Here is a 22,980-nt window from a genome sequence, read left to right on the forward strand (position 1 = left end):
CGCAGAGGGCGGCGGGCGAACATGTCGCCCGCCGCCCTCTCCTGCTCCGGCGACCGCATTTCTCCGAGCTGATGGAGACCACGACGCTGCGCCCGCCGTCCGCCGTGCCGCCGTCGCTGCTGCCTTCGGGTTCGCGCCCGCCGCCGGCGGACTTGCGTCGCGGCGGGTGCGGTTCCGGCCGGACGCGATCCAGCTCGTGCTCCTGCACGGCGGCGAGATCGGCCCCGACGAGCTGCGCACGGCCGTCCAGCGACGGCGGGACGCCTTCGCCGTTCGGAAAGCGCTGAGGTGGTTTACACCATGGACAACATCACGTCACGTTGTTACGTTCGAGAGCAGTTGACAGCGGTGTCAATCCTTGTCCCCCCACGAGGAGCGGAGATCGTCGATGGTGTCACGACGCAGTTTCCTGCGGGCGAACGGCGTGGTCCTGGCGGCCGGCGGCCTCGGCCTCACCTTCCAGGACCCCGCCGCCGCACGAACCCTCCCCACCGTCCAGGGCCCCGCCGCGGCGCGAACCCTCCCCACCTTCCTGCCGAACTTCGGCCGTCCCACCCACCTCGACTTCGCCGACCTCACCACCCTCCACGGCGACGACCAGCTGCTCCTGACCACTCTCCAGGGTGTCGTCAACCGCCGCCGGCCGCGCCTCTACTTCAACTACGACGCCGCCGGACACGACCAGCGCTGGCTGTCCAGCACCGGCGCGGCGGTCACCCGCCACGACCGCCCCCTCGACCTGGTCGCCCGCTACCGCGCCGAGGTGCGCGGCGCGATCCTGCACGACCCGGACGTCCCCGACTCCGTCAACGTCGCCACCACCTTGGCCGGTCTCGAGGACGCCGTCGCCGCGACCGCCGAGCAGGCCGCCGCGTACGGCCTGCGTACCGTCGTGGACCTGCGCGGCCGCTTCGACCCCGCCGACGTCCTGGCCACGTACCGCTGGCAGCTCGACCACCTGTTCCCCCGCTGCACCCACGCCCTGCTCGCCGGGCTCCCGCCCACCAGGACCGTGCGGGTGGACGGCGTGCGGTGGCGCGAGCTCGCGCGGGAGACCGAGCGCGTCCGCGACTCCTCCAACCGGGCGGTGCGCACGTTCGACCTGAGCCAGGAGCTGCCGACCGCCCAGGACGGCGTCTACCTGCGCTTCCAGGACTCGCTCGGCGACGACGGCTGGGGCGCTTCCGTGGGCTCGGTGAAGGTGACCGCGGACGGGACGCAGATCGCGGCGTTCACCCCCGGCACGGAGGCCGAGGCCCCCTACCTCTTCGACGGCCTCAACTCCGCCATCGGCGGCGACGACAACCGTTTCGCCGACGGCGGCAACTACTTCGTCTACCGCTTCACCGCCCCGGCCGGGGCCCGGCAACTGCTGGTCGAGGTGGACCTGTGGAACCAGTACCTGGTCACGGCCGCGACGACCGCGCCCACCCGGGTCGAGCCGTTCCCCTACTTCCGCGACTACGCGGTGGCCACCCGGGCCATGGTCTTCTGGCTGCCGCCCAGCGGCGCCACCGGTGAGCTGCTCGACGAGATCTTCGGCCGGGTGGAGCCCGCCACGCCGTACGCGGGCTGGTTCTCCAACGACGTGGCGGGGGAGTGGGGCGGCGTCGACCGGGCCTCGCAGCACGGTGTCGAGGTGGTCCCCGCCGACTACTACATGAACGCCACCGTTCACGCCGGGGTCTCCGCCAGGATCTCCGACCGGGTACGCCCGCGACCGCCGGCCAGGTTGCGCTCTCGCGTCTATCTCACGCTCACGGTCGGCGAGGGCGACAACATCCAGTACTGCCAGCGCCGGATGCGCGAGATCTGGGACGACCCCAAGCGCGGCGGCGTGCCGGTCAACTGGACGGTCAGCCCGCTGCTGGCCGACATCGGGCCCGCGCTGCTGGCGTACTACCAGCGCACGGCCACCGCCAACGACCTGCTCGTGGCCGGCCCGTCCGGCGCCGGCTACACCTACCCGGGGTCCTGGCCGGCGGCGGCGCTGGCCGCGTACACGCGGCTCACCGGCCGATTCCTGCGCCGTACCGGCATGGATCTCGTCTACGCCTACAACCACCGCAGGCCCGAGGGCGACGGCTGGGTGGCCTTCGACGAGCGCATCGTCGCCGCCTACCGGCGCGACACCCCGGTGCGCGGCATCATCCAGTCGTGGGAGACCGGCGACCTGCTGATCCACCCGGCGGGCCTGCCCGTGATCGGGAACTTCTCGCCGCAGGGCAAGGCGCGGGAGTACCGGGACACGCTGGTGCGGCGGATCGAGGGATGGGACGGGAGAGCGCCGCTGTTCATCGCCGGCGCGGTCAACGCCTGGAACTGGACGCCGGCCGACATCGCCGAGCTCGCGGGGCTCCTGGGGGATCCGTTCGAGATCGTCCGCGGCGACACGTTCTTCGCGCTGCTGCGCGAACATCTGCCGGCCTGAAACTTTCAGAGTCCCAAAAGCATTTCCCCACGTCTGTAGCAGCCTCCCGCCGACGTTCATTGACAGGCTCGGTATGGATCATCACCGTACTCGTTGTTAAGGTTCACATTTTTCGGGCTCCCCCTCACACGGAGAAAGCGGATGCACTTACGAGGATTACGCAGGGGCCTCATCGCCGGAGTCCTGGCCGTCTGCATGGCCGGTGCCGCGGTGGCGAGCACGATCACGGCGCACGCGGCCGCGGCCGGTTGCCAGGTCACCTACACCCTGGGCTCGCAGTGGGCCGGCGGCTTCAGCGCCAACGTCGCGATCAAGAACCTCGGTGATCCACTCACGAGCTGGACCCTGCGCTGGAGCTTCGCCGCGTCGCAGACGGTCAGCCAGGCCTGGAACGCCGTCGTGACGCAGAGCGGCAGCGCGGTGACCGCCGCCAACGCCGGCTGGAACGGCTCCCTGCCGACGAACGGCAGCGCCTCGTTCGGGTTCAACGGCACCTGGAACAACTCCACCAACCCGGTGCCGGCCAGTTTCACCCTCAACGGCGTCACCTGCACGGGCACCGTGCCCCCCACCCCCACCGTGACTCCCACGGTGACCCCGACCGTGACCCCGACGTCGGGCCCGCCGCCGTCGCGGACCGTGCGGGTCTACTGGCTCAAGCCTTCGGACGTGGCCTACGACCAGCGCTACCCGGACGGCGTCGCGAAGGTCATGCAGGAGGCGCAGCGCTTCTTCAAGCAGCAGCTGGGCAAGACGTTCACGCTGAACAACCCGGTCGTCGAGGTCGTCAACGGCGACCAGCCGCGGACCTGGTACGAGAACACCCCGAACTGCGGCGAGAAGTACTGGTGGACGGTGTGCAACATGCAGGCCGAGCTGCGCCGTAAGCTCGGACTCGGCGCACCGGACAACCGCTGGGTCAACGTCGGCGAGATCAGCGCCGAAGGCGACGGCGCCGGTGGCGGCGGCGGCAACGGATGGGTGATCCTCAGCGGACACGACGCCGACGGCGCCGCGGGGATCAACGGCGCGATGAACCGGTGGTACGGCGGAATGGTGCACGAGCTGGGGCACGCGTTCGGCCTGCCCGACGCCACCTCCACCGACGGGACGTGCATGTCGGCGACCTTCTACTCCTACCCGAACTGCATCTTCAACCAGACACAGAAGAACGGCATGCTGAACGGCCCCTACGGAAGCTTCCTCACCTGACCGGCGATGGGCGGCGTGATCAGCGATCACGCCGCCCATCGGCGCGCTCCGATCGCCGGCCTGGTCCGCACGAAGCTCACTAGCATTCGGCCATGATCTTCGATCTCGTAGGACTCCCGATCATGGCGGCGACCTCATGGGATTCGCCGCCGCGGGTGTCCTTCGAAACCCCGTGGCCGACGATCGCGGCCGTGGTCGTCGCGTTGCCCGTCCTCGCCGCCGCTCTCGGCGGGCTCTTCGCGCGCGAGCCGGCCGGCAGCGCGCCAGCCCCCGAAAAGGCCTCTTGACGAGCCCTTTCGCGGCCCTCGGACGCCGGGTCGTTGGCCCTGTCCATGAGGGACTAATGGCCCTGGGGCGGCGAGGTCGCGTGCGGTGCGATGGGGGGAGAGGGGGACCGAGATGATCATTGCAGGTGTCGACGGATCGCGGGCGTCGTGCGCGGCGGTGGCCTGGGCGGTCGATGACGCGAAGCGCAGGCACGAGCCGCTGCGCGTCGTGCACGCCGTGAACCGCGATTCGTACCGTTTTTCGAGGTTCCACGCCGCTCCCGAGCCGGACGTGCTCGACCGTATGGCGCAGACGATGGTGACCGAGGCGGCCGAGCTGGCCGGCGAGCGCCAGCTGGACGTCGAGGTGTCGACCGAGATCGTCGAGGGGCCCGCGGCGGTGGCCCTGCGGGAGCAGGCCAAGGACGCGACCGAGATCGTCATCGGCAGCCGGGGGCTGGGCGGGTTCGAGGGGGCCCTGCTCGGCTCCGTGAGCTTGCACGTGGCCGGTCAGGCGCACTGCCCGGTCGTCGTGGTGCGGCCCGAACAGGAGTCCGTACGCGGTGAGGTGGTGGTCGGCGTCGACGACTCGCCGGAGTGCGAGCCCGCGCTCGAGTTCGCCTTCCGCCAGGCCGAGCTGCGCGGCAGCTCGTTGCGCGCGGTCCACGCCTGGCAGCAGCCGGTGCAGTTGTACGCCCCACAGGTCAACTACGACCCCGACGACATCACCGCGGCCGCCAACCAGGTCGTCGCCGCCAGGATCGCCCGATTCCGGGAGGCGTACCCGGGGGTGGAGGTGGTCGAGGACGTGCGGCGCGCCCACCCGGTCGACGCTCTGGTGGCTGCTTCGGCCAAGGCCGCGCTGGTGGTGGTCGGCTCGCACGGGCGCGGAGTCATCCGCTCGGCGCTCCTGGGCTCGGTCAGCCACGCGATGCTGCACCACGCCCGCTGCGCCGTCGCCGTGGTGCGGTAGGGAACGGATCGATCGCCCCGTACGCAGGTCGCTTCCGGGGAGGCTGCGATGAGAGCGGAAGGCACCGCCACCCCAGTGGTCCGGACGCTGACGGTGGGCGTGGAGGAGGAGTTCCTGCTGCTGGATCATGCTGAAGGCCGCCCGGCCCTGGCCGCGCCGGCGGTCCTGGCGCTGCTCGGCGGCGAGCCGCACGTCAAAGCCGAGGCCATGCGCTACCAGCTCGAAACGGTCACCGGCGTGTGCACGGACCTGGCGCAGGTGGCCGAGGAGCTGTCACGCCACCGGGTGCTCGCCGCAAGTGCGGCGCGGGAACTGGGCTGCCATCTCGTCGCGTGCGGGATTCCCCCGCGACAGATGCCCGGCTTGTCCGCTCTCACGGCCGACGACCGCTACCGGGCGCTGGCGGCCCGCCATGGAGCCCTGGTCGCGGGCTCGGGCACCTGCGGCTGCCACGTACACGTCGGCATCTCCTCCCGCGAGCTGGGCGTGCAGATCCTGACCCGGCTCCGGCCCTATCTGGCCACGCTGCTGGCGCTCAGCGCCAACTCTCCCATCGCCGGCGGCGGCGACACGGGCTGGGCCAGCCGCCGCTACCGGCAGTGGAGCCGCTGGCCGACGGCGGCGCCTCCCCTGGCGTGGCGGTCGGCGGCCGACTACGACGCCACCGTGTGCCACCTGATCCGCCGCGGCCGGGCCCTGGACGAACGGAGCGTGTACTTCCACGCCCGGCTGTCACCGCGCTACCCGACCGTGGAGCTGCGGGTCATGGACACCTGCCTCTCGGTCGAGGACACCGTGCTGCTGGCCGCCATGGCGCGGGCGCTCGTCGCCCTGGCCATCGCCGACATGACGAGAAATGTGCCGATCAAGGCGCTGAGTGACCGGCAGATCGTCGCCGAGCTGGCCGCCGCCGCCCGGCTCGGACTGGACGCGCTGGCCCTCGATCCGTACACGTCGCGGGCCCTGACCCACCGCGACCTGCTGGAGCTCCTCCTGCCGCGCCTGCCCGAGCCCGAACCGATCGCCCTGCTGCTCCACCGGCTGGCCCGCCGGGGGACGGGTGCGGCCCGGCAGCGGACGATGTGGTCCCAGGCCGGCACTCGCCGTCGATTCGCCCAGCTGCTCGCCGACGCGACACTCCCCTGAATCAGGCGAGATGGGACCAATGTCACCCCCATTCGGGACTTCGTCCCCGGGCGCGGCGGGCCCGCCGTCGCGAAGGTAGAGGTGGGAGAAAGGAGGGGTCATGACCGTCGAAATGCTGGCCGCCGAGCAGGTGATGAGCCGGGTCCTGGTGGCGGTCAAGCCGGACGAGTCGCCGTTGATGGCCTGGGAGCTGATGCGCCGCGCCGACGTTCACCACCTGCCGGTCGTCGAGGGGCGGCACGTGTTCGGCATCCTGACGCGCGAGCAGGTGGCGGTGTCCTGGTCGGGCGGTCCGGAGGAGCAGTCCAGCCGTCAGGTACGGATGCTGCTCGGGTGCGCGCGCAGGCCGGTGGTCCGCCCGGACACCCCGCTGACCCGGGTCGCGGCGGCGATGCTGGACGCCGGGTGCGACGCCGTGCCGGTGGTCGACGGCGGCGGGCTGATCGGCCTGGTCACGGCCCATGACGTGCTGCTGGCCGTCGCCGGACGTCTCCGCCCGGCCGAAGGGTCCCATGAGGTGGTCACCGGGATGTTCCACCTCGAACCCGTCCTCCCCCCGGCCTCCACCGTGGGAGACGCGCCCTGAACGCCGTCCCCCCGGCCGCCGGCGGGTTATTCGGGACGGTCGTCCCGCAGGCGCGCCGCCAGCGCGGCGGCCTGGGTGCGGCGCTGCATGTTGAGCTTGGCCAGCAGGTTGGACACGTAGTTCTTGACCGTCTTCTCCGCCAGGAACAACTGCTCCCCGATCTGCCGGTTGGTCAGCCCCTCGCCGATCAGATCGAGGATGTGCCGCTCCTGGTCCGACAGCGCGGCGAGGGGATCCTTCCTGGCGGCCTGGTCGCGCAGGCGCTGCAGCATGGCGGCGGTGGTCTGCGGGTCGAGCAGCGATTGCCCCGCGGCGACCGTGCGGACCGCACCGACCAGGTCGGAGCCGTGGATCTGCTTGAGCACGTAGCCGGCCGCCCCGGCCATCACCGCCTCGAACAGCGCGTCGTCATCGGCGAACGACGTCAACATCAGGCACGCCAGCCCCGGCACCCTCGAGCGCACCTCGCGGCACACGTTTACGCCGCTGCCGTCCGGCAGTCGCACGTCCAGCACCGCCACGTCGGGCTTCAGCGCGACGATGCGGGCGATCGCGGACTCGGCCGTGCCGGCCTCTCCGATGACCTCGATGTCGTCCTCGGATTCCAGCAACGCGGCCACGCCCCGCCGGACGACCTCATGATCGTCGACGAGGAACACGCGAATCACATATACGACGCTATCCGATGCCGGGAGCACCGCGAGAGGCGCCGCCGACCTGGTGCGACACTTGAAGATGTGGGGAGCGAGCATCTTCCGGTGATGCCGCACGTGCGGCTCGACGAACTGCTGGCCGAGCTGCAGGTACGGCTCAACGCCGTGCTGGCCACCCGGGATCGGGTGCACGTACTGCTCGAGGCCGTGGTGTCGGTGGGCAGCGAGCTCGATCTGGAGACCGTGCTGCGCCGCATCGTGGAGACCGCGACCAAGCTCGTGGACGCCAGCTACGGCGCGCTGGGCGTGATCGGCCACGAGGACACGCTCATCCAGTTCATCCCGGTAGGGCTGACCGAGGAGGAGATCGCCAGGATCGAGCACTGGCCGCACGGCCTGGGCCTGCTCGGCCTGCTGATCAAGGACGCGCGGCCGCTCAGGCTGGGCCGCATCGCCGACCACCCGGAGTCGTACGGCTTCCCGCAGGGGCATCCGCCGATGGGCACCTTCCTCGGCGTCCCGATCCGGGTGCGCGAGGAAGTTTTCGGAAACCTTTACCTGACCGAGAAGCGCGGCGGCGGAGAGTTCGACGAGGAGGACGAGGCCATCGTCGTGGCGCTGGCCACCGCGGCCGGCGTCGCCGTGGACAACGCCCGCATGTACGAGGAGTCCCGGCGGCGGGAGACCTGGCTGCAGGCGTCGTCCGACGTCACCACGCGCCTGCTGTCCGGCGCCGACCCGCGTCAGGCGCTGAGCCTGGTGGCCGACTCGGCCCTCGCGATGACCGATGCGGACCTGGTCGAGGTGCTCGTGCCGGAGCCGTCGAGGCAGTCGCTGATCGTGGAGTTCGCGGAGGGCGACGGCGCGCAGGAGCTGCTGGGCGCCGTCTTCGTGGTGTCGGAGACGCTCGCGGGGGACGTGTTCGTCCAGGGCGAGGCGATGTCCGACCCGGACATGCAGAGCGGCCCGCGCCCCGGCTCGCCGCTGCGGCGGCTGGGTTACGGGCCGGTGATGATGGTGCCGTTCGGCAGCGCGCCGGACGTGCGCGGGGTGCTGGTGCTGGCCAAGCGGAGCGGGCGGTTGCCGTTCAGCGGGGCGGACGAGCAGGTGCTGCAGTCGTTCGCCGGTCAGGCGGCGATCGCGCTGGAGCTGGCCGAGTCGCGCAGGGACGCCGAGCGGCTCGGACTGCTCGAAGATCGCGATCGCATCGCCAAAGATCTGCACGATGTGGTCATCCAGCGGCTGTTCGCCACCGCGATGACGTTGATGAGCACGATCCGGCTGGTGGAGCGGCCGGAGGCGGCCAGGCGGGTCCAGCACGCGATCGACGAGCTGGACGGGACGATCCGGCAGATCCGCTCATCCATCTTCGCGCTGCAGGGCGCCGGTGAGCAGCCCGTTCCCAGCCTGCGGGGCCGGATCGTGGAGCTGGTGGAGGGCGCCTCGGGCCACCTGGGCTTCATGCCGGGCCTGCGCATGGAAGGGCAGATCGACGCGCTGGTGCCCGAGCCGGTCGCCGATCATCTGCTGGCCGTGTTGCGCGAGGCCCTGTCCAACGTGGTCCGCCACTCCCGCGCGACGAGCGTCGATGTCCTGGTCGAGGCCGTGGGCGGCGGGCTCGCGCTCGTGGTGACGGACAACGGCGTCGGCCTGGGGGAGCCGGGACGCCGCAGCGGCCTGCGTAACATCGAGGAACGCGCCACCCGGCTGGGCGGCAGCGCGGAGCTGACGACGCCCGAAGCGGGCGGGACGCGGCTGTGCTGGCTGATCCCCCTGTGAGATCGGCTTCCGGTGGAAGGACGTTGGTCCTGATCGTATGGGGCATAAGGCCCTGTCGGACGCGGTGAGCCACCCCGGAGCATAGGAGAGGAAGGGGAATCGAACACGGGGAGCCGAGATGAAACGTTCGGCAGTGGCGGGGATCGCGGCCGGTTCCGCGCTGGCGGCCGTCGCGGTTACCGGCCTTGCCGCAACGGCCACCGGCATCGCCCAGCAGGCCATCGTCGAGCAGCGCAACGCCACGCCGACGGAGCGGAGCCTGACCGGGCCGTACGGGTCGACGCGCAGCATGAACGTCACTGACGAGGCCGGTTATCTGGCCCGTATGGTGGCTCACGATCAAGAAGCCGTGACGGCGGCCCGGCAACTGCGGCGCTCGGACCGGCCGCAGATGCGCGCTCTCGGAGCCTCGATCATCGCCCGGCAGAGCGCCGACATCGCCACGATGAGGGCCTGGCTGGACAAGTGGTATCCAGGGCGTTCGGGGACGGTGACCGGCTACCAGCCGATGATCCGCGATCTGTCCGAGTTGTCGGGCGACGCGCTGGACAATGCGTTCCTGCTCGACATGATTCCGCATCACATGGCCGCGGTGTCGTTGTCCCAGCAACTGCTGATGTCCGGGCGGGCAACGCACGCCGAGACCGCCGGCTTCGCCGTCAGGATGCGCGACACCCGGCACGCCGAGATGTTCCGGATGCAGCGGTACCTGGCCCACTGGTTCAAGGGCTGGAGCATGCCGTGCGGGATGCGGAAGTGACGGTCTCTCCCCAGCCCGCGGCCTTACCGCAGTCCGCGACCTTCCCGCAGCCCGCGACGCGAACTGCGGGACTTCGGGGTCCTGGCCCCAGGCCGTCTACCTAGCGGGCCTTGGCCGAACGCGAGTCGCCTCGCAGGATCGCCAGGCCCGCCATCGTCAGCGCGGCAGCGGCGGCCACGGCCACAGTCAGAATGATCACTTTGCGCATTGCTTCACCCCGATTACAGACAGTGATGTTGCTATTACTGTTGCCTGATGGCTTGCTATGAATCCCGCGCTTTTTCCTGGATTCGTCAAACGCGCGAACAGCGGCGGCCTCAGGGCCCTCAGGGGGTGATGCGCCGGCCCGACAGCTCCTGGGCGTCGACCACGATGTAGTGGTCCCGGTTCCCCGGCGCCCAGGTGGTCAACGGCAGCGCCGCCAGCCGGTGGATCTCGTCCGGGTCCGTCACGGCCCGCGCCTGCCCGACCGCGGTGACGGACCAGCCCGTACGCAGCTCGGAATCGAACTCGTCGGCCTCGAAGGCCACCACGGCGTGCCGCGTGGCGGCCGCCAGTTTCGACCCGGTCGAGGTCCGGATCACGATGGAGCGGCCGTCGAGGTGGAAGTTGACCGGCTGCACGGCCGGCAGGGCATGTTCGGTGAACACGATCCGGCCGATGGGGGTCGTGGACAGCAGGCCGAGACACTCCTCGCGGGAGAGCACCTGAAGTCCGGACGAATCGAGCTGCATACCCTTAACTTCCCTGCTGGTGCCACCTCCGCGTTAGAGGCGAAAGTCCCTTCGTCACCGCTGATAGAGGGCCTGACGGCCCTGGCGGCCGGGGACCTTCGGCCCTGACCCGGAAGTGGAGGGTGTGATGGGCTGGACAGAGGGCCCGACGGAGGTGGAAGCCATGGCTGTCCTATCGGCGAAGCACGCGATCGACACCGCGCTGGAGGCCGCGCGCTGGGCGCCGTCCATACACAACACGCAGCCCTGGATCTTCACGACCTCGGGGGAGGAGATCAGCCTGCGGGCGGACCCGGACAGAAAACTGCGCGTCAGCGACACCTCCGGCCGCGAGCTGCTGATCAGCTGCGGCGCTGCGCTCTACACCCTCCGTACGGCCATGCGCTGCGAAGGCTGGGAGCCCGTGGTGCGTACGCTGCCGGACCCGGACCGCCCCTCGCTGCTCGCCAGGCTCCGTCCGGGCGCCGAAACGGCCCCCGACGAGTCCCTCAGGACCCTGGGCAAGGAGATCGAGCGGCGCCGCACCCACCGCGCCGGCTTCGCCGACGTGCCGGTGCCCGACAGGCTGATCGAACGGCTGACCCGCGCGGCCATGGAGGAGGGCGCCAGGCTGACCCCCGTCCGCTCCCCGGACGCGGTCAGGGTCATCGCCGCCCTCACCCAGGCCGCGCAGGGCATCCAGGCGCAGGACCGCCGCTTCAGCCTGGAGGTGGTCCGCTGGGCCCGGCCGCCGGGCAGCAGCCGCAAGGACGGGGTGCCCGCCGAGGGCTACCCCCGCCAGGCGGTACGCACGGACCCGGACTTCCCCCAGCGCGACTACTCCTGGGGGCACGACTGGGGCAGCCAGGCCGACCAGCGGACCGAGACGTGTACCGGAGTCGTGGCGCTGCTCACCACGCGGGGCGACGGGCGACAGGAGTGGATCGACGCCGGGCAGGCGCTGCAGCACGTCCTGCTGGAGGCCGCCGCCTACGGTGTCAGCGCCGCCTTCCACACGCAGGCGCTGGAGATGGATCTGCTGCGCGAGTTCCTTCGCCACGAGGTCTGCTCGGACGAGTATCCGCAGATGATCATGCGGTTGGGCGTCACCTCCGACGACAAGGGGTCGGTCCGCCGCTCGGTGTCGGAGGCGACGATGTAGCGGTCACTTCCGCTCGGCCAGGAGGTTCGTGGGGAGCTCGCGGCGGGCGCCGAGGTCGACCGCGGCTACGAGTGCCACCTCCTCGACCGGGCGGCCGTCGGCGGGCGGGTGGCCGGGGTGCGGGCGGGTCCGCGCGGCGGCTCGCGATCCACAACCCGGGCGAGGGCTGGGTCTCCCTGCCGCACCTGATCCAGGAGCTCGCGGACGAGCTGGTCCGGCGCGGGGGACGGCTCGTCACCGGCGCGGGCCGCTGCTCGGTGACGGTGGAGGACGGCCGGGCACGCGGCGTACGCACCGCCGACGGCACGTCCTGGAGCGGCGACGCCGTCGTCGTCGCCTGCGGCGCGCCCCCATCCCGGCTCGACGTTCGCGATCGACCACTCCTGGTACGAGGAGCACCTCGTCGAGCACGAGGACGGCTCCTGCTCGATCGACGAGGCGTACGTCAAGGAACTTCTCGCCGAGGCGTCCGCCCTGCTCCAGGGGGAGGTCTCCCTCCAGGCGGCGTCGTGGCGGCTCGGCCGCAATCCCATCCCGGGGGACGGCGAGCCGGCGGCGGTGCCGGGGTGCCATGTGGCGTTCACCCACTCGGGGGCGACGCTGGGACTCATCGCCGGCGAGCTCACCGCGTACGAGGTGCTCACCGGCGCCAGGCATCCGCTCCTGAAGGACTTCCGCCCCGACGCTTCGCCACCGGATGATCAACGCCGAACGGCCGGACCGCCCCCGGGAAGGGGGTGGTCCGGCCGGGTGTCAGATCAGCAACGGCGGCCCCGGTTGATGCAGTCGACGACGACGCGCATCAGGTTGTCGGGCATGACGTTGGCGAAGTCGGCATGGTCGGTGATCGGGTTGTGCTTCTGCTCAGGGAAGGCGTCCACGGCGAACGACTGACCCTGCGGCACCGAGTAGGCGAGGGTCATGCGCAGCTGGGGAACCGCCTGGGTGCCCTGGGGGCAGGCGCCGTTCTGGCCGGGGAAGACCACGTGCGTGCGGTGGTTGGCGCTGTCGATGTTCTGGCCGTCCCAGCAGCTCGGGAAGTCCAGGATCCGGACGACCTGGCTGCCGCGCGGGCACAGCGGGTACTTGTCGGTGATCCGGTTCTGGAATCCCGTGCAGGTCCACGCGGCGCGGGCGTTGCCCCCGCCGTTCGTCGCGGCCTTGGCGTCGCCGGTGATCAGCCTGAGGAACCTCGGCATGGCCGTGACCTGGGAGCTCGCGTTGCCGCGGAACTGGAGCTGAACGGAGCGGGCGGTCAGCACCCGGCCGATGTTGCCGTGCTCGTCGTCGGCGTTCTCGTTCGACGTGCGGTCCCTGAGCACGGGCCAGAAGTACGCGGACTTGTCGCCGCGCTGGCAGGTCGTACCGCCTGCGGCAAGGCTCTCGTCGGTGGAGAATCCGTCCGTCGTCAGGTTGCCCACGTAGTCGTGAAGGTGGTGCGCCCCGTCGCTCACGCCGGGGGTGACGATGAAGTTGTCCGAGTTGTTGTGACGGTTCTCGTTCCTTCCGCACTGGGCGACGAAGGTGCCGCGGGAGCCGTTCCTGCCGGCCCCGAATTCGGCGAGGTTGGACTGGCCCGGCTGAACCTGCCGGATGTCGACGAAGTCCTGGGCGAACGGCCCGACGCCGTTGGCGGGGTCCTCACCGTTGCCGTTGCCTGGGCCACCGGTCGGGCTGGGGCTGGGCGAGCCGTTGCCGCCGTTCCCCTCATTCCCGCCGTTGCCTCCGTTGCCGCCATTACCACCGTTGCCGTTGTTGCCGTTGTCACCGCCGTTGCCGAGTGTGCAGGTGGCCAGGTTGCCGAGGCCGGTGGGGCGTTGGCCGGTGCGGCCGATGGCGATGGCGATGCGGTCGAGGGTGGCGCCGCGCTTGTCGGCCAGCGGGCCGAGGATGGCGTTCTGGACGAAGTTGGGGCCTCCTTCTCCGGCTGAGCGGGCGAGTCGGTTGTTGGCCTCCTGGATCTGGGTTTCCAGGAGGGCCAGGTTTCTGTCGACTTCGGCCCTGGCGGCGGCGGGAACTTCGGGGAGCTTGTCCGCGACGCTGGGGCAGACGATGGTCTGCCCGGATCCCGACCCTGTTCCCTGGGTCGGCCTCACCGTGTTCCCGGGGTTCGGCGCCTGGGTCGAGCCGTTGCCGCCGTTCCCTCCATTCCCGCCGTTACCCCCGTTGCCGTTATTGCCGTTGTTGCCGCCATTGGCGGTGCCGGTGAGTCGGCAGCCGGCCAGGTTATTGAGGCCGGTGGGGCGTTGGCCGGTGCGGCCGATGGCGATGGCGATGCGGTCGAGGGTGGCGCCGCGCTTGTCGGCCAGCGGGCCGAGGATGGCGTTCTGGACGAAGTTGGGGCCTCCTTCTCCGGCTGAGCGGGCGAGTCGGTTGTTGGCCTCCTGGATCTGGGTTTCCAGGAGGGCCAGGTTTCTGTCGACTTCGGCCCTGGCGGCCGCCGGTACTTCAGGGAGCTTGTCCGCCACGCTGGGGCAGACGATGGTCTGCGCCGCCGCCATCGTGCCCGCCTGCGCGGACAGTGAGGAGCCGGTCAGGACAAGTGCGATGCTTCCCCCTAAGGAAACGACTGCTCGCCACGACCTGAGTCGGCTCCCCCCGAGCGGATTCCGCATGTGTTGCTCCTTCAAGTCTCATGACCCGGGTGGAAGTCCGGTCTCCGGGAGATACGCGAGGCCATACGGGAGCAGTTCGACTATTTACCGAGAATCGTGGTTGACAAATCCGTGACCCGGGACAGTCAGGAGCGGCGCGCGGACGTCAGCGGAAGTCGGAGATGCGGAACACGGCCATCATGTCCTTGGACCTGGACCCGTTGTAGAACGAGGCCTCGGCGCCGACCCAGCCACGGAAGGCTCCGCTGTCGTCGATGATCTGCAACAGCGGTTTGATGTGCGAGTTGCCCGAATAGCAGAACGTCTTGCTCTCCATGGCCAGGCAGGTGCACCAGTGCCACAGGGTGTCACGGCGATCGTTGTTGGAGATCTTGGTGAGGTAGTACTGGATGGAGCTGACGTTCGCCTTGGTGCCGCCGCCGAAGTTGGGGCAGCCGCCGGCCTTCTGGCAGGCGCCGGGGGAGGAGGGCTGCAGGTAGGTCAGGCACCAGGTCGTGGTGGCGCAGCTGCGGAAGGAGGACTGCTTGAAGACCTGGCCGTCGGACTTCACGATGGTGTTGCGCGACCAGGAGACCAGGTCCTGCTTGAGGGCTCCGGCGAAGGCCCGCACGGAGCTCATCGCCCGGCGGGTGGTGAGCGAGGCGTTGCTGCCGTAGCCGTACCCGTTGGTGGCCAGGCTGCTGTCGGCGAGCTGCAGTTGCGCGAGCTTGCGGTCGGGCGACAGCTGCACCCGCCACTTCTCGGTCCAGGTCTGGGCGATCTTCCACCTGATGCTCACCACGTTGCCGGCCACGGTGTACGTCCCCGTGCGGGCCTCGTCCGGGGAGCCGGGGAAGCCGGGAGCGGTCAGCACGTCGCAGGCGCGTACCCGGGTGCTGGAGCCGCCCGCCTTGGTCGAGCAGCTGGAGTCGGGGACGACACCGGTGGCCTGCCTGCCCTCGGGGTTGCGCTGCCACCAGAGGTAGGTGTTCGCGCTGACGGTGCCGTTGGCCTTGAACTGGTATGTCCCCAGACGCACCCAGTTCTGAGTGGACGAGGCACGCAGGAAGCCCTGCGTGACCACGAAGTTGGCCTTTCCGCCGGGCAAGGACGATCGGGATGAAGCGGCTCCGGCCGACCCGGCCCCGGTGGCCAACAGGATGAGCGTCGCGAGCACGGCGGTGAGAACGGCGCGCACAGGGAAAACCTCCTTGATTACGGTCTCCACCGATTCTTGCGTAAGGGGTCCTGCGCTGACAGCCCGTTCAGAAATGTTCACCGTCGGTTGTTCTCGTCGAGCGGTCGCCCGGACGGGGCGGGACAGAGCCTGCCGAGTATGTTGTTCCGGAGTCGATCCGGCACGAGATCGCTCCGGCTCCCGAGGAGGTCCGGTTTCATGACCACGACGTTCGGCGCGATCGGCAGCGGGCGGCGGACCCGGTTCTTCCTGCGGCTGGCGGCCGCGATGCCGGACCGGCTGCGGGTCGGCGGCGTCGTGACCCGCAGCGCGGAGCGGGGCGACGAGGTCACCGCCGAGTGGGGCGTACCGGCCTTCCGCTCGATCGGCGAGCTGCTGCGGCACGAGCGGCCCGACTACCTCGCCGCGGCGGTGCCGTGGGCCGCGATGCCGGACGCGGTCCGCGAGGTGGCCGGGCACGGGATTCCGGTCCTCGCCGAGACGCCGCCCGCGCCGGACCTGGCCGGGCTGCGCTCGTTGTGGCGGGACGTGGGCGCCACCGGCCTGGTCCAGGTGGCCGAGCAGTACCTGCTGATGCCCGGGCACGCGGCCCGGCTGGCGCTCGTCCGGGAAGGCGTGATCGGCGAGCCGACCTCGGTCCAGATCTCCTCGACCCACCTCTACCACGCGGTGTCGCTGATCCGCGGCCTGCTGGGCGTCGGGTTCGACGCCGCCGAGGTACGCGCCGGCGCGTTCGAGGCGCCGCTCGCCGACCCGCTGGGGTTCGGCGGGTGGACCGGCGACGCCACGCCGCAGCGGCTGACCACGACCATCGCCACCCTCGACTTCGGCGGCAGGATGGGCCTGTACGACTTCACCGACAACCAGTGGTGGAACCCCCTGCGGATGCGGCGCATCGTGGTGCGCGGCTCGATCGGCGAGCTGGTCGACGACCGGGTGATCCGGCTGGTCGACCCCACGACGCCGGTGGAGTCCGCGCTGATCCGGCGGGACACCGGCGTCGACCTCAACCTGGAGCTGCGCGATCTCAAGCACATCAGCTTCGACGGGCGGGTGGTCTACCGCAACCCGTTCGAGGGTGCGTCCCGGTCGGACGACGACATCGCGGTCGCGGACCTCCTCGAACGCACGGGCGCCTGGGCGCGCCAGGAGGGCCCGCCGCCGTACCCGCTGGCCGAGGCCTGCCAGGACCACCTGATCGGCCTCGCCGTCCAGGAGTCGGCGAGGACCGGCGGCCCGGTCACCACCGGCAAGGAGGCGTGGGCGGGCTGACGGATGCCTCCCCGGTTCAGGTTGGATCGAGGTACGGGGCCCTCGCCTTTCGCCATGTTTCGAAAGGCGAGGCCGGAGGCTTCCTACCGCCCCGCCATGCCGGTGAGCATGATGCCCCGGATGAAGTACTTCTGCGCTGCCAGGAACACCACGATGACCGGGACCAGGGCAAGGATGGACACCGCCATCATGAGGTTGTAGTCATCGGCGTACTGGCCGCGGAACAGCGAGATGCCGAGCGGGATCGTGTAGTTCTCCGTCGAGCGCAGGTAGATGAGCGGATCGATGTACTCCCCCCAGGCCCCGACGAACGACAGCAGCGTCACGGTCGCGATCGCCGGCTTGGACAGCGGGATCATGATCCGCCAGAGGATCCGCAGTTCCCCCGCGCCGTCGATGCGCGCCGCCTCCACCAGCTCCTGCGGGATCGTGGTGAAGAACTGCCTGAGCAGGAAGATGTACAGCGCGGTGCCGAAGAAGTTGGGCAGGAACAGCGGCCAGAAGGTGTCCACCAGGTCCAGCTGGGAGAACAGCAGGAACCTCGGCACGATGACCACCTGCGCGGGGATCATCATCGTGCCCAGCATCAGCGCGAAGGCCATGCCGCGCACCCGCGAGCGCAGGCGCGCGAAGGCGTAGGCGGGCAGGATGCAGGAGATGAGATTGCCCACGATCGACAGCGTGGTCACCACCACGCTGTTGACCAGGAAGGTGTTGAAGGGCAGGCTCGTCCACGCGTCGGGGAAGTTGGACCAGGTGAAGACGTCGGGGAGGAACCTCGGCGGAAACTCCAGCACGGCTCCGGCCGGCTTGAGCGCGGTGGTCAGCATCCACAGCAGCGGGAGCAGGCTGGCCGCCGAGGCCAGGACGAGGAGCGCGTAGGCCGTCAGGCGCTGGACCCGGAGGATCCGCTCGGCCTGGGCGGGGGCCACGGGCCGCTTCTCCACCGGGCGGGCCTGTGCGGGCAGGACCTTGATTGCCATCTGGTGACCTACTTGGCCTCGTAGTGGACCCAGCGGCGCGCGAGCGCGAACTGGATCACGGTGAACACGATGACGAGGAAGAACAGCGCCCAGGCGATCGTCGAGGCGTAGCCCATCTCGAAGTACTTGAAGGCGTAGCGGTAGACGTACAGGCCCAGGACCAGGGTGGAGTTGGCCGGCCCTCCGTCGGTCATGAACAGGATGAGCTGGTAGGCCTGCAGGCTGCCGATGAAGCCCACGACCAGGTTGAAGAAGATGACCGGCGACATCATCGGGACCGTCACGTGCCTGAACCTGCTCCACCAGCCGGCGCCGTCGATGTGCGCGGCCTCGTACAGCGAGGCGGGCACGCCCTGCAGCCCGGCCAGGAAGATGATCATCGCGTTCCCGGTCGTCCAGGTGGTCATGATGACCAGGCCGGGGATCGCCCAGCTCGCGTCGGTCAGCCACCCGGGCCCCTGGATGCCCACCAGGCCGATCAGGTAATTGACCAGGCCGTAGTCGGGATGCAGCACGTGGATCCAGAGGAGGGCGGTGGCGATGCCGGAGATCACCGACGGCATGTAGATGATCGTCCGGAAGATCGCCTGCCCGCGTACCTTGATGTTGAGCAGCAGCGCCGCGGCGAGGCTGTAGACGACACCGGCCGCGGCGGAGGCGGCGCCGAAGTACACGGTGTTCTTCGTCGCCATCCAGAAGTCGGGGTCGCGCAGCAGCTGGGCGTAGTTGTCCAGGCCCACCCACTGCGGGGACGACAGCAGCTCGTAGCGGGTGAAGCTGAGCACCAGCGACACGACGATGGGCCCGCCGGTGAAGAAGACGAAGCCGATGCTCCACGGCAGGGCGAACAGGTGGAACCGGCGGGCCTCGCGCCGGACCAGCGGGGAGGCGGCCATGATCAGACGTTCTCCGCGAGCATCGGCGTGACCCGCTCGGTGACCTGCTTGAGCCCCTCGTCCACCGACAGCGACCCCGACATGACCCGCTCCCAGATCGGCTTGGTCAGGTCCTCGAGCTTGGGCGTCGCGGGCAGCCTCAGCACGCCGTCGCTGGTGCCGTACTTGTGCAGCGAGTCCTTGGTGGTGTCGATCACCTCCTTGTCGAGCTTGAGGTCCTGGAGGTTCTCCTCGAACGCCGACAGCCGCGACGGCGGGGTGTCGAGGAAGAAGCGGTGGCCGGCGTAGGAGCGCAGGGAGTTGAGCACGATCCACGCCGCCTCGGGGTTGCGCGTCCTGCTGGTGATGCCGAAGGCGCTGCCCAGGACCGGGGTGAAGCGGCCCTCGGGGCCGCTGGGCACGTGCGTCAGGCTCCACTCGAACTGCTGCTCGGCGGGCAGGGTGAGCAGGGTGACGATGTTCCACGCGCCGCCGACGTACAGGGCGCCCCGGCCCAGCGTGAACGGCTCCACCTTCGCCGTCGCCTGCGTCTCGGCCAGGTCGGGCATCGCCTTGTCCTTGATCAGCAGGTCGATCCAGCGCTTGAGCACGTCGCGGCTGGCCGGCTCCTGGATCACGCACTTGGTCTCGTCGGCCGTCAGGTAACGGCCGCCGTGGGCGCGCAGGAACGTCGCGGTGAGATCGCTGGTGGGTTTGGGCACCGGCGTGAACCCGAAGACCTTCTGCGCGCCCGTGCCCGAGACCAGCCCGCGGGCCGCCTCCATGAGCTTGTCCCAGGTCCACGAGGCGTCGGGCGCCTTGGCGCCCGCCTTGTCGAGGATCTCCTTGTTGTAGAAGAGCAGCTTGGGCGCCGAGTCGGTGCCCAGCGCGTAGAGCTTGCCGTCACGCTCCCAGTAGCTGAGCGCCGCCTTGGAGAAGTCCGCGCGGTTGAATTCGGGCGTGGCCGCGATGTAGTCGTCCAGCGGCAGGTACAGGTTGTTCTTGATGAAGCTCTGCCCCCACTGGAACTGCGAGTACATGATGTCGGGCAGCACGCCGCTGGCGGCGCCCGTCAGGTACTTGGTGCGGAAGTCGTCGAACGGCGTGACCTCCACCTTGATCTCGATGTTCGGATGCCGCTTCTTGATGAACTTGGCGAACTGCGCGTGCCGCACCTCGTGCCGCTGACCCGGGATGATCGCGACGGTGACGGTGACCTTGGACGTGGGCTCCGGCACGTTGGTCTTGGGCCAGGGCAGCGAGTCGAAGAGCTGCTCCGCCTCGGCGTAGGGGAACAGCGCGCTCTCCGGCCGGTCCGGGTTGATCACCGCGGAGTTGCCGGACGCGGAGGCGGTCGAGGAGGCGGGGCCGGCCTGGCGGGTGCGCTCGCCGCTCCCGCAGGCGGTGAGGGGTACGGCCGCCGCCGCCATGGCGGCGAGGCTGAGAACCTGGCGCCGGTTCAGGCCGCTGGTGTTCAGGCCGCGCAGGGGGTTGTCCATGGGGGGGTATCGCCTTTCAGCCTGTTCAGAGGAAGAGCTCGATCACCGGGACGGCCACGTCCGGCGGCTCCACGGGAAGCTCGAGGGTGAGGGTGCCCTCGGGGATCGTGAAGAAGTTGACGTTTCCGTTGTCGACCTTCGGGTCGGGCGCCCACACGCGGATCTCCGACCTGTCGTTGAGCAGCTGCGCGTAGCGGACCTTGCCCGCCAGCCCCGGCAGGTGCAGGTGCCGGTACGGCCAGGAGAAGACGTGCACGTAGAGCCGGTCGCCGCGCTGGGTGTAGCGGCAGTGCTCGGGAGCCTGGAACTGGCTCGTCCCCGCGCCGTGGATCGACTGGCTGTGCAGCCGCATCCAGTCGCCGATCTCCCGCAGCGTGTCGAGCGCCCGGGGCTCGAACTCGCCGCGGCCGTTGGGCCCCACGTTGAGCAGCAGGTTGCCGTCCTTGGAGACCGAGTCGATCAGCATCCGGATCAGCAGGCCGGGCGACTTCCACGCGTTGTTGTCCCGGTCGTAGCCCCAGCTTCCGTTCAGCGTCTGGCAGGCCTCCCAGACCGTCGACAGCGGGGCGGGGGGCTGGAACTGCTCCGGCGTGGTGAAGTCGCCCGGCAGCTCCAGCCGGTTGTTGATGAGGATGTCCGGCTGGATGCGGCGGATCTTGTCGACCAGCTCCTCCGAGCGCCACTCGGCCTTGCCCTTGCCGCCGTAGATGGGCTTGCCCTGCTTGACCCGGCCGGCGTAGGAGAAGTCGAACCAGAGCGTGTCGATAGGGCCGTAGCGGGTGAGCAGCTCCTCGACCTGCCCGTGCAGATAATCCGCATATTTCGTGACATCGCGGTCGGGGAATGTGCCGCCCTCGACGTACGACGAGTGCAGCCCGTCGATCGGGAAGTCCGGGTGATGCCAGTCCAGCAGCGAATAGTAGAACCCGACCCCGAGGCCCCTGCCCCTGAACGCCTCGACGAACGGGCCGATCAGGTCCTTGCCGTACGGCGTGCCGCTGACGCAGTAGTCGGTCAGGGCCGAATCCCACAGGCAGAAGCCGTCGTGGTGCTTGGAGGTCAGCACGGTGTAGCGCATCCCCGCGCGCTGCGCGGCCTCCGCCCACGCGTCGGGGTCGTACAGATCGGGGTCGAAGCGCTCGAAGTACCGCTGGTACTGCTCGTCGGACATGTGCTCGCGCTGCTTGACCCACTCGTGGCGGGCCGCCAGCGCGTAGAGCCCCCAATGGATGAACAGGCCGAATCTGCGCTGCCGGAATTCGTCGATACGGGAATCGGACATCCGTGACACCCTCTGTCGTGTTGGCGCTGTGCGAAAAATTTCGCAACTCTCGACTTGCGGGTAACGTAGGCGAAACATCGGATGTGGTCAAGGGCTTCCTGAGTTGCGAATCAGTCGCGCTGCCCGGCCTGCATCGTTCTTCCGTCCCAGGCCCTGGCGGTTGAGCCGATATGGGGCGGGAGTGTTGGACGAGCGCTCCAGGGGATCTGCTGCGGCGCTGATGAGTGCTACTACATCCGATGTTTCCTCCACGCCCGTTCTACTGACAACGGTTTCAGTAAATCCAGGGGGAGGGTGGCCGGACGGGGCCCTGAGTTGGGCAAATGTCCGTGGAAGTAACGACTTGGAAACATGCCATTGACACTCCGTGGCCGGATCCTGCCATCATCACTGACATCGATTTCAGTTTGGAGCTCACTTGGTCACCATCCATGACGTAGCAGCTCGCGCGGGGGTCTCTCCCGCCACGGTCTCGCGCTTCCTGCGGGGCCAGCGGGTGCGCTCGTACGAGGCGATCCAGGCCGCCATCGACGAGCTGGGCTACTGGCCGAGTGCCGCGGCGCAGTCGCTGAAGTCCGGGCGTACCAACACGATCGGTGTCGTCGTCCCGGACATCACGAACCCGTACTTCGCCGCGGTGGTCAAGGGCATGGAGTCCGTCACGCGTACGGAGCCGTACCGCATCCTGCTCGCCAACAGCGACGAGAGCGGCGAGCAGGAGGACGACGTGCTGGCGGACCTGGTGCGCAGGGTCGACGGCATCATCCTCGCCCCCGCCACCGAGCAGGACCAGACGCCGCTGCACGTGCGCGACGCCGACGTGCCGCTGGTGTTCGTGGACCGCGACCTGGCGGGCGGCGAACGGTTCGACGCCGTGCTGGTCGACAACGACGGCGGCGGCAAGCAGGCGGCCGAGCACCTGCTGGCCCTCGGGCACACCAAGGTGGCCGCGATCAGCGGCACCCTGGACACCACCCCCGGGCGGCTGCGGCGCGAGGGGTTCGTCGGGACGCTCGCCAAGGCGGGCATCGAGGTGCCGCCCGAGTACGACCTGGTCGGCGACTTCAAGGAGCACAGCGGCTACCAGCTCACGCTGTCCCTGCTGTCGCTGCCCGAGCCGCCCACGGCCATCTTCGCCGCCAACAACCTCATGACGCTGGGTGTGCTCAAGGCGCTGCACGACATGCGGATCGACATCCCCGGCCAGATCAGCCTGATCGGCTTCGACGATCTGGACACCGGCCCGCTGCTCAGGCCGCCCCTGACCGTCATCGACCGGCCGATGGTCGAGCAGGGTGTGCTCGCCATGCGCCTGCTGCTGCGCCGGCTCGACCCCGACGAGGCCGGCGGCAGCGCCAGCCGCATCGTCCTGGACACCAAGCTGATCGAACGCGCCTCCACCGCCCCGCCGGGCGGCTGGCCGGCCCCCTCACGCACGAGAAAGACCCGATCGCGATGAGCGTAGCGACCACCTCGCTCGCGGACGTGGCCTCTTCGGAGGCGGCGTTGCGAGCTTTCCTGCACGGCCTGCCCGGGGTTGACCGGGTCGGCGCGGACCAGCGGGCGGCGATGCTCGGCACCCGTTCGATCAAGACC

General features: G+C 69.8%; 21 protein-coding genes and 1 pseudogene. 12 read left to right on the forward strand and 10 right to left on the reverse strand.

Features of this window, described 5'->3' with window-relative positions:
* Window positions 1–208, reverse strand: a 208-nt coding sequence (locus tag ACWDX9_RS40595; RefSeq protein ID WP_449964122.1) for a hypothetical protein, incomplete at its 3' end; no start/stop codon positions are given.
* Between the two features lie 180 nt (window positions 209–388).
* Here ACWDX9_RS40595 and ACWDX9_RS40600 point away from each other — a divergent pair.
* The 6 genes from ACWDX9_RS40600 to ACWDX9_RS40625 all read left to right on the forward strand — a co-directional run bounded on the left by ACWDX9_RS40600 (window position 389) and on the right by ACWDX9_RS40625 (window position 6,614).
* Window positions 389–2,431 carry a GxGYxYP domain-containing protein gene (locus tag ACWDX9_RS40600; protein WP_449964125.1) on the forward strand — a complete coding sequence of 681 codons (2,043 nt, stop codon included), beginning with the start codon at window positions 389–391 and terminating at the stop codon, window positions 2,429–2,431.
* Window positions 2,432–2,572: 141 nt separating this feature from the next.
* Complete coding sequence (locus ACWDX9_RS40605; RefSeq protein ID WP_449964127.1) at window positions 2,573–3,643, forward strand: cellulose-binding domain-containing protein; 1,071 nt, start codon at window positions 2,573–2,575, stop codon at window positions 3,641–3,643.
* Window positions 3,644–3,735: 92 nt separating this feature from the next.
* Window positions 3,736–3,930: a hypothetical protein gene (locus tag ACWDX9_RS40610; RefSeq protein WP_449964130.1), complete on the forward strand. Its 195-nt coding sequence runs from the start codon at window positions 3,736–3,738 to the stop codon at window positions 3,928–3,930.
* Between the two features lie 112 nt (window positions 3,931–4,042).
* Window positions 4,043–4,882, forward strand: a complete 840-nt coding sequence (locus ACWDX9_RS40615; protein WP_449964133.1) for a universal stress protein — start codon at window positions 4,043–4,045, stop codon at window positions 4,880–4,882.
* Between the two features lie 48 nt (window positions 4,883–4,930).
* The gene (locus ACWDX9_RS40620) at window positions 4,931–6,028 is read left to right on the forward strand and encodes a carboxylate-amine ligase (RefSeq protein ID WP_449964136.1); all 1,098 of its coding nucleotides are present in this window, start codon (window positions 4,931–4,933) and stop codon (window positions 6,026–6,028) included.
* A gap of 100 nt (window positions 6,029–6,128) precedes the next feature.
* On the forward strand, window positions 6,129–6,614 hold the full coding sequence (locus tag ACWDX9_RS40625) for a CBS domain-containing protein (RefSeq protein WP_449964139.1): 486 nt from the start codon (window positions 6,129–6,131) through the stop codon (window positions 6,612–6,614).
* A 26-nt stretch (window positions 6,615–6,640) separates the two neighbouring features.
* Here the strand turns inward: ACWDX9_RS40625 and ACWDX9_RS40630 are convergent, their stop codons facing one another.
* A complete protein-coding gene (locus ACWDX9_RS40630; RefSeq protein ID WP_449964142.1) occupies window positions 6,641–7,282 on the reverse strand; it encodes a response regulator transcription factor in 642 nt (213 codons plus the stop codon).
* A gap of 93 nt (window positions 7,283–7,375) precedes the next feature.
* On the opposite strand from ACWDX9_RS40630, the gene ACWDX9_RS40635 reads away from it, so the two are divergent.
* Together ACWDX9_RS40635 and ACWDX9_RS40640 are read left to right on the forward strand one after the other, a co-directional pair.
* Window positions 7,376–9,046: a GAF domain-containing protein gene (locus ACWDX9_RS40635; RefSeq protein ID WP_449964145.1), complete on the forward strand. Its 1,671-nt coding sequence runs from the start codon at window positions 7,376–7,378 to the stop codon at window positions 9,044–9,046.
* A gap of 118 nt (window positions 9,047–9,164) precedes the next feature.
* Complete coding sequence (locus ACWDX9_RS40640; RefSeq protein WP_449964148.1) at window positions 9,165–9,806, forward strand: DUF305 domain-containing protein; 642 nt, start codon at window positions 9,165–9,167, stop codon at window positions 9,804–9,806.
* Window positions 9,807–10,132: 326 nt separating this feature from the next.
* Here the strand turns inward: ACWDX9_RS40640 and ACWDX9_RS40645 are convergent, their stop codons facing one another.
* Entirely contained in the window at window positions 10,133–10,540 is a 408-nt protein-coding gene (locus ACWDX9_RS40645) for a pyridoxamine 5'-phosphate oxidase family protein (protein WP_449964150.1), read from the reverse strand.
* A gap of 163 nt (window positions 10,541–10,703) precedes the next feature.
* Here ACWDX9_RS40645 and ACWDX9_RS40650 point away from each other — a divergent pair, with 163 nt between their 5' ends.
* Window positions 10,704–11,681 carry an Acg family FMN-binding oxidoreductase gene (locus ACWDX9_RS40650; RefSeq protein WP_449964152.1) on the forward strand — a complete coding sequence of 326 codons (978 nt, stop codon included), beginning with the start codon at window positions 10,704–10,706 and terminating at the stop codon, window positions 11,679–11,681.
* Window positions 11,682–11,746: 65 nt separating this feature from the next.
* Here ACWDX9_RS40650 and ACWDX9_RS40655 read toward each other — a convergent pair whose 3' ends face one another.
* From ACWDX9_RS40655 to ACWDX9_RS40665, 3 genes are all read right to left on the reverse strand, one after another.
* On the reverse strand, window positions 11,747–12,292 hold the full coding sequence (locus ACWDX9_RS40655; protein ID WP_449964155.1) for a hypothetical protein: 546 nt from the start codon (window positions 12,290–12,292) through the stop codon (window positions 11,747–11,749).
* Between the two features lie 147 nt (window positions 12,293–12,439).
* A complete protein-coding gene (locus ACWDX9_RS40660; RefSeq protein WP_449964157.1) occupies window positions 12,440–14,296 on the reverse strand; it encodes a DUF1996 domain-containing protein in 1,857 nt (618 codons plus the stop codon).
* A gap of 145 nt (window positions 14,297–14,441) precedes the next feature.
* The gene (locus ACWDX9_RS40665; protein WP_350727601.1) at window positions 14,442–15,473 is read right to left on the reverse strand and encodes a hypothetical protein; all 1,032 of its coding nucleotides are present in this window, start codon (window positions 15,471–15,473) and stop codon (window positions 14,442–14,444) included.
* A gap of 198 nt (window positions 15,474–15,671) precedes the next feature.
* On the opposite strand from ACWDX9_RS40665, the gene ACWDX9_RS40670 reads away from it, so the two are divergent.
* The gene (locus tag ACWDX9_RS40670) at window positions 15,672–16,745 is read left to right on the forward strand and encodes a Gfo/Idh/MocA family protein (protein WP_449964159.1); all 1,074 of its coding nucleotides are present in this window, start codon (window positions 15,672–15,674) and stop codon (window positions 16,743–16,745) included.
* An 83-nt stretch (window positions 16,746–16,828) separates the two neighbouring features.
* On the opposite strand, the gene ACWDX9_RS40675 is transcribed toward ACWDX9_RS40670, so the two are convergent.
* The 4 genes from ACWDX9_RS40675 to ACWDX9_RS40690 are packed head-to-tail and all read right to left on the reverse strand — an operon-like array spanning window position 16,829 to window position 21,384.
* A complete protein-coding gene (locus tag ACWDX9_RS40675) occupies window positions 16,829–17,728 on the reverse strand; it encodes a carbohydrate ABC transporter permease (RefSeq protein ID WP_449964161.1) in 900 nt (299 codons plus the stop codon).
* Between the two features lie 8 nt (window positions 17,729–17,736).
* Window positions 17,737–18,624, reverse strand: coding sequence for a carbohydrate ABC transporter permease (locus ACWDX9_RS40680; RefSeq protein WP_350727604.1), 888 nt, complete (start codon window positions 18,622–18,624; stop codon window positions 17,737–17,739).
* Window positions 18,625–18,626: 2 nt separating this feature from the next.
* On the reverse strand, window positions 18,627–20,102 hold the full coding sequence (locus ACWDX9_RS40685) for an ABC transporter substrate-binding protein (protein ID WP_449964164.1): 1,476 nt from the start codon (window positions 20,100–20,102) through the stop codon (window positions 18,627–18,629).
* 25 nt (window positions 20,103–20,127) lie between these two features.
* On the reverse strand, window positions 20,128–21,384 hold the full coding sequence (locus tag ACWDX9_RS40690) for an alpha-L-fucosidase (RefSeq protein WP_449964167.1): 1,257 nt from the start codon (window positions 21,382–21,384) through the stop codon (window positions 20,128–20,130).
* A gap of 418 nt (window positions 21,385–21,802) precedes the next feature.
* On the opposite strand from ACWDX9_RS40690, the gene ACWDX9_RS40695 reads away from it, so the two are divergent.
* Window positions 21,803–22,843 carry a LacI family DNA-binding transcriptional regulator gene (locus ACWDX9_RS40695; RefSeq protein WP_350727607.1) on the forward strand — a complete coding sequence of 347 codons (1,041 nt, stop codon included), beginning with the start codon at window positions 21,803–21,805 and terminating at the stop codon, window positions 22,841–22,843.
* A pseudogene (locus ACWDX9_RS40700) lies at window positions 22,840–22,980 on the forward strand (deoxyribose-phosphate aldolase); the annotation flags it as partial. The gene ACWDX9_RS40695 and the pseudogene ACWDX9_RS40700, both read left to right, overlap by 4 nt.

The organism is Nonomuraea sp. NPDC003201 (assembly GCF_053590415.1).

Coding starts and splice junctions, on each gene's coding strand:
- ACWDX9_RS40650 (WP_449964152.1), top strand. CDS start 10,704: ATGGCTGTCCTATCGGCGAAGCACGCGATCGACACCGCGCTGGAGGCC.
- ACWDX9_RS40625 (WP_449964139.1), top strand. CDS start 6,129: ATGACCGTCGAAATGCTGGCCGCCGAGCAGGTGATGAGCCGGGTCCTG.
- ACWDX9_RS40620 (WP_449964136.1), top strand. CDS start 4,931: ATGAGAGCGGAAGGCACCGCCACCCCAGTGGTCCGGACGCTGACGGTG.
- ACWDX9_RS40600 (WP_449964125.1), top strand. CDS start 389: ATGGTGTCACGACGCAGTTTCCTGCGGGCGAACGGCGTGGTCCTGGCG.
- ACWDX9_RS40655 (WP_449964155.1), bottom strand. CDS start 12,292: ATGAGTCCCAGCGTCGCCCCCGAGTGGGTGAACGCCACATGGCACCCC.
- ACWDX9_RS40685 (WP_449964164.1), bottom strand. CDS start 20,102: ATGGACAACCCCCTGCGCGGCCTGAACACCAGCGGCCTGAACCGGCGC.
- ACWDX9_RS40670 (WP_449964159.1), top strand. CDS start 15,672: ATGACCACGACGTTCGGCGCGATCGGCAGCGGGCGGCGGACCCGGTTC.
- ACWDX9_RS40640 (WP_449964148.1), top strand. CDS start 9,165: ATGAAACGTTCGGCAGTGGCGGGGATCGCGGCCGGTTCCGCGCTGGCG.
- ACWDX9_RS40615 (WP_449964133.1), top strand. CDS start 4,043: ATGATCATTGCAGGTGTCGACGGATCGCGGGCGTCGTGCGCGGCGGTG.
- ACWDX9_RS40605 (WP_449964127.1), top strand. CDS start 2,573: ATGCACTTACGAGGATTACGCAGGGGCCTCATCGCCGGAGTCCTGGCC.
- ACWDX9_RS40635 (WP_449964145.1), top strand. CDS start 7,376: ATGCCGCACGTGCGGCTCGACGAACTGCTGGCCGAGCTGCAGGTACGG.
- ACWDX9_RS40675 (WP_449964161.1), bottom strand. CDS start 17,728: ATGGCAATCAAGGTCCTGCCCGCACAGGCCCGCCCGGTGGAGAAGCGG.
- ACWDX9_RS40610 (WP_449964130.1), top strand. CDS start 3,736: ATGATCTTCGATCTCGTAGGACTCCCGATCATGGCGGCGACCTCATGG.
- ACWDX9_RS40660 (WP_449964157.1), bottom strand. CDS start 14,296: ATGCGGAATCCGCTCGGGGGGAGCCGACTCAGGTCGTGGCGAGCAGTC.
- ACWDX9_RS40690 (WP_449964167.1), bottom strand. CDS start 21,384: ATGTCCGATTCCCGTATCGACGAATTCCGGCAGCGCAGATTCGGCCTG.
- ACWDX9_RS40680 (WP_350727604.1), bottom strand. CDS start 18,624: ATGGCCGCCTCCCCGCTGGTCCGGCGCGAGGCCCGCCGGTTCCACCTG.
- ACWDX9_RS40645 (WP_449964150.1), bottom strand. CDS start 10,540: ATGCAGCTCGATTCGTCCGGACTTCAGGTGCTCTCCCGCGAGGAGTGT.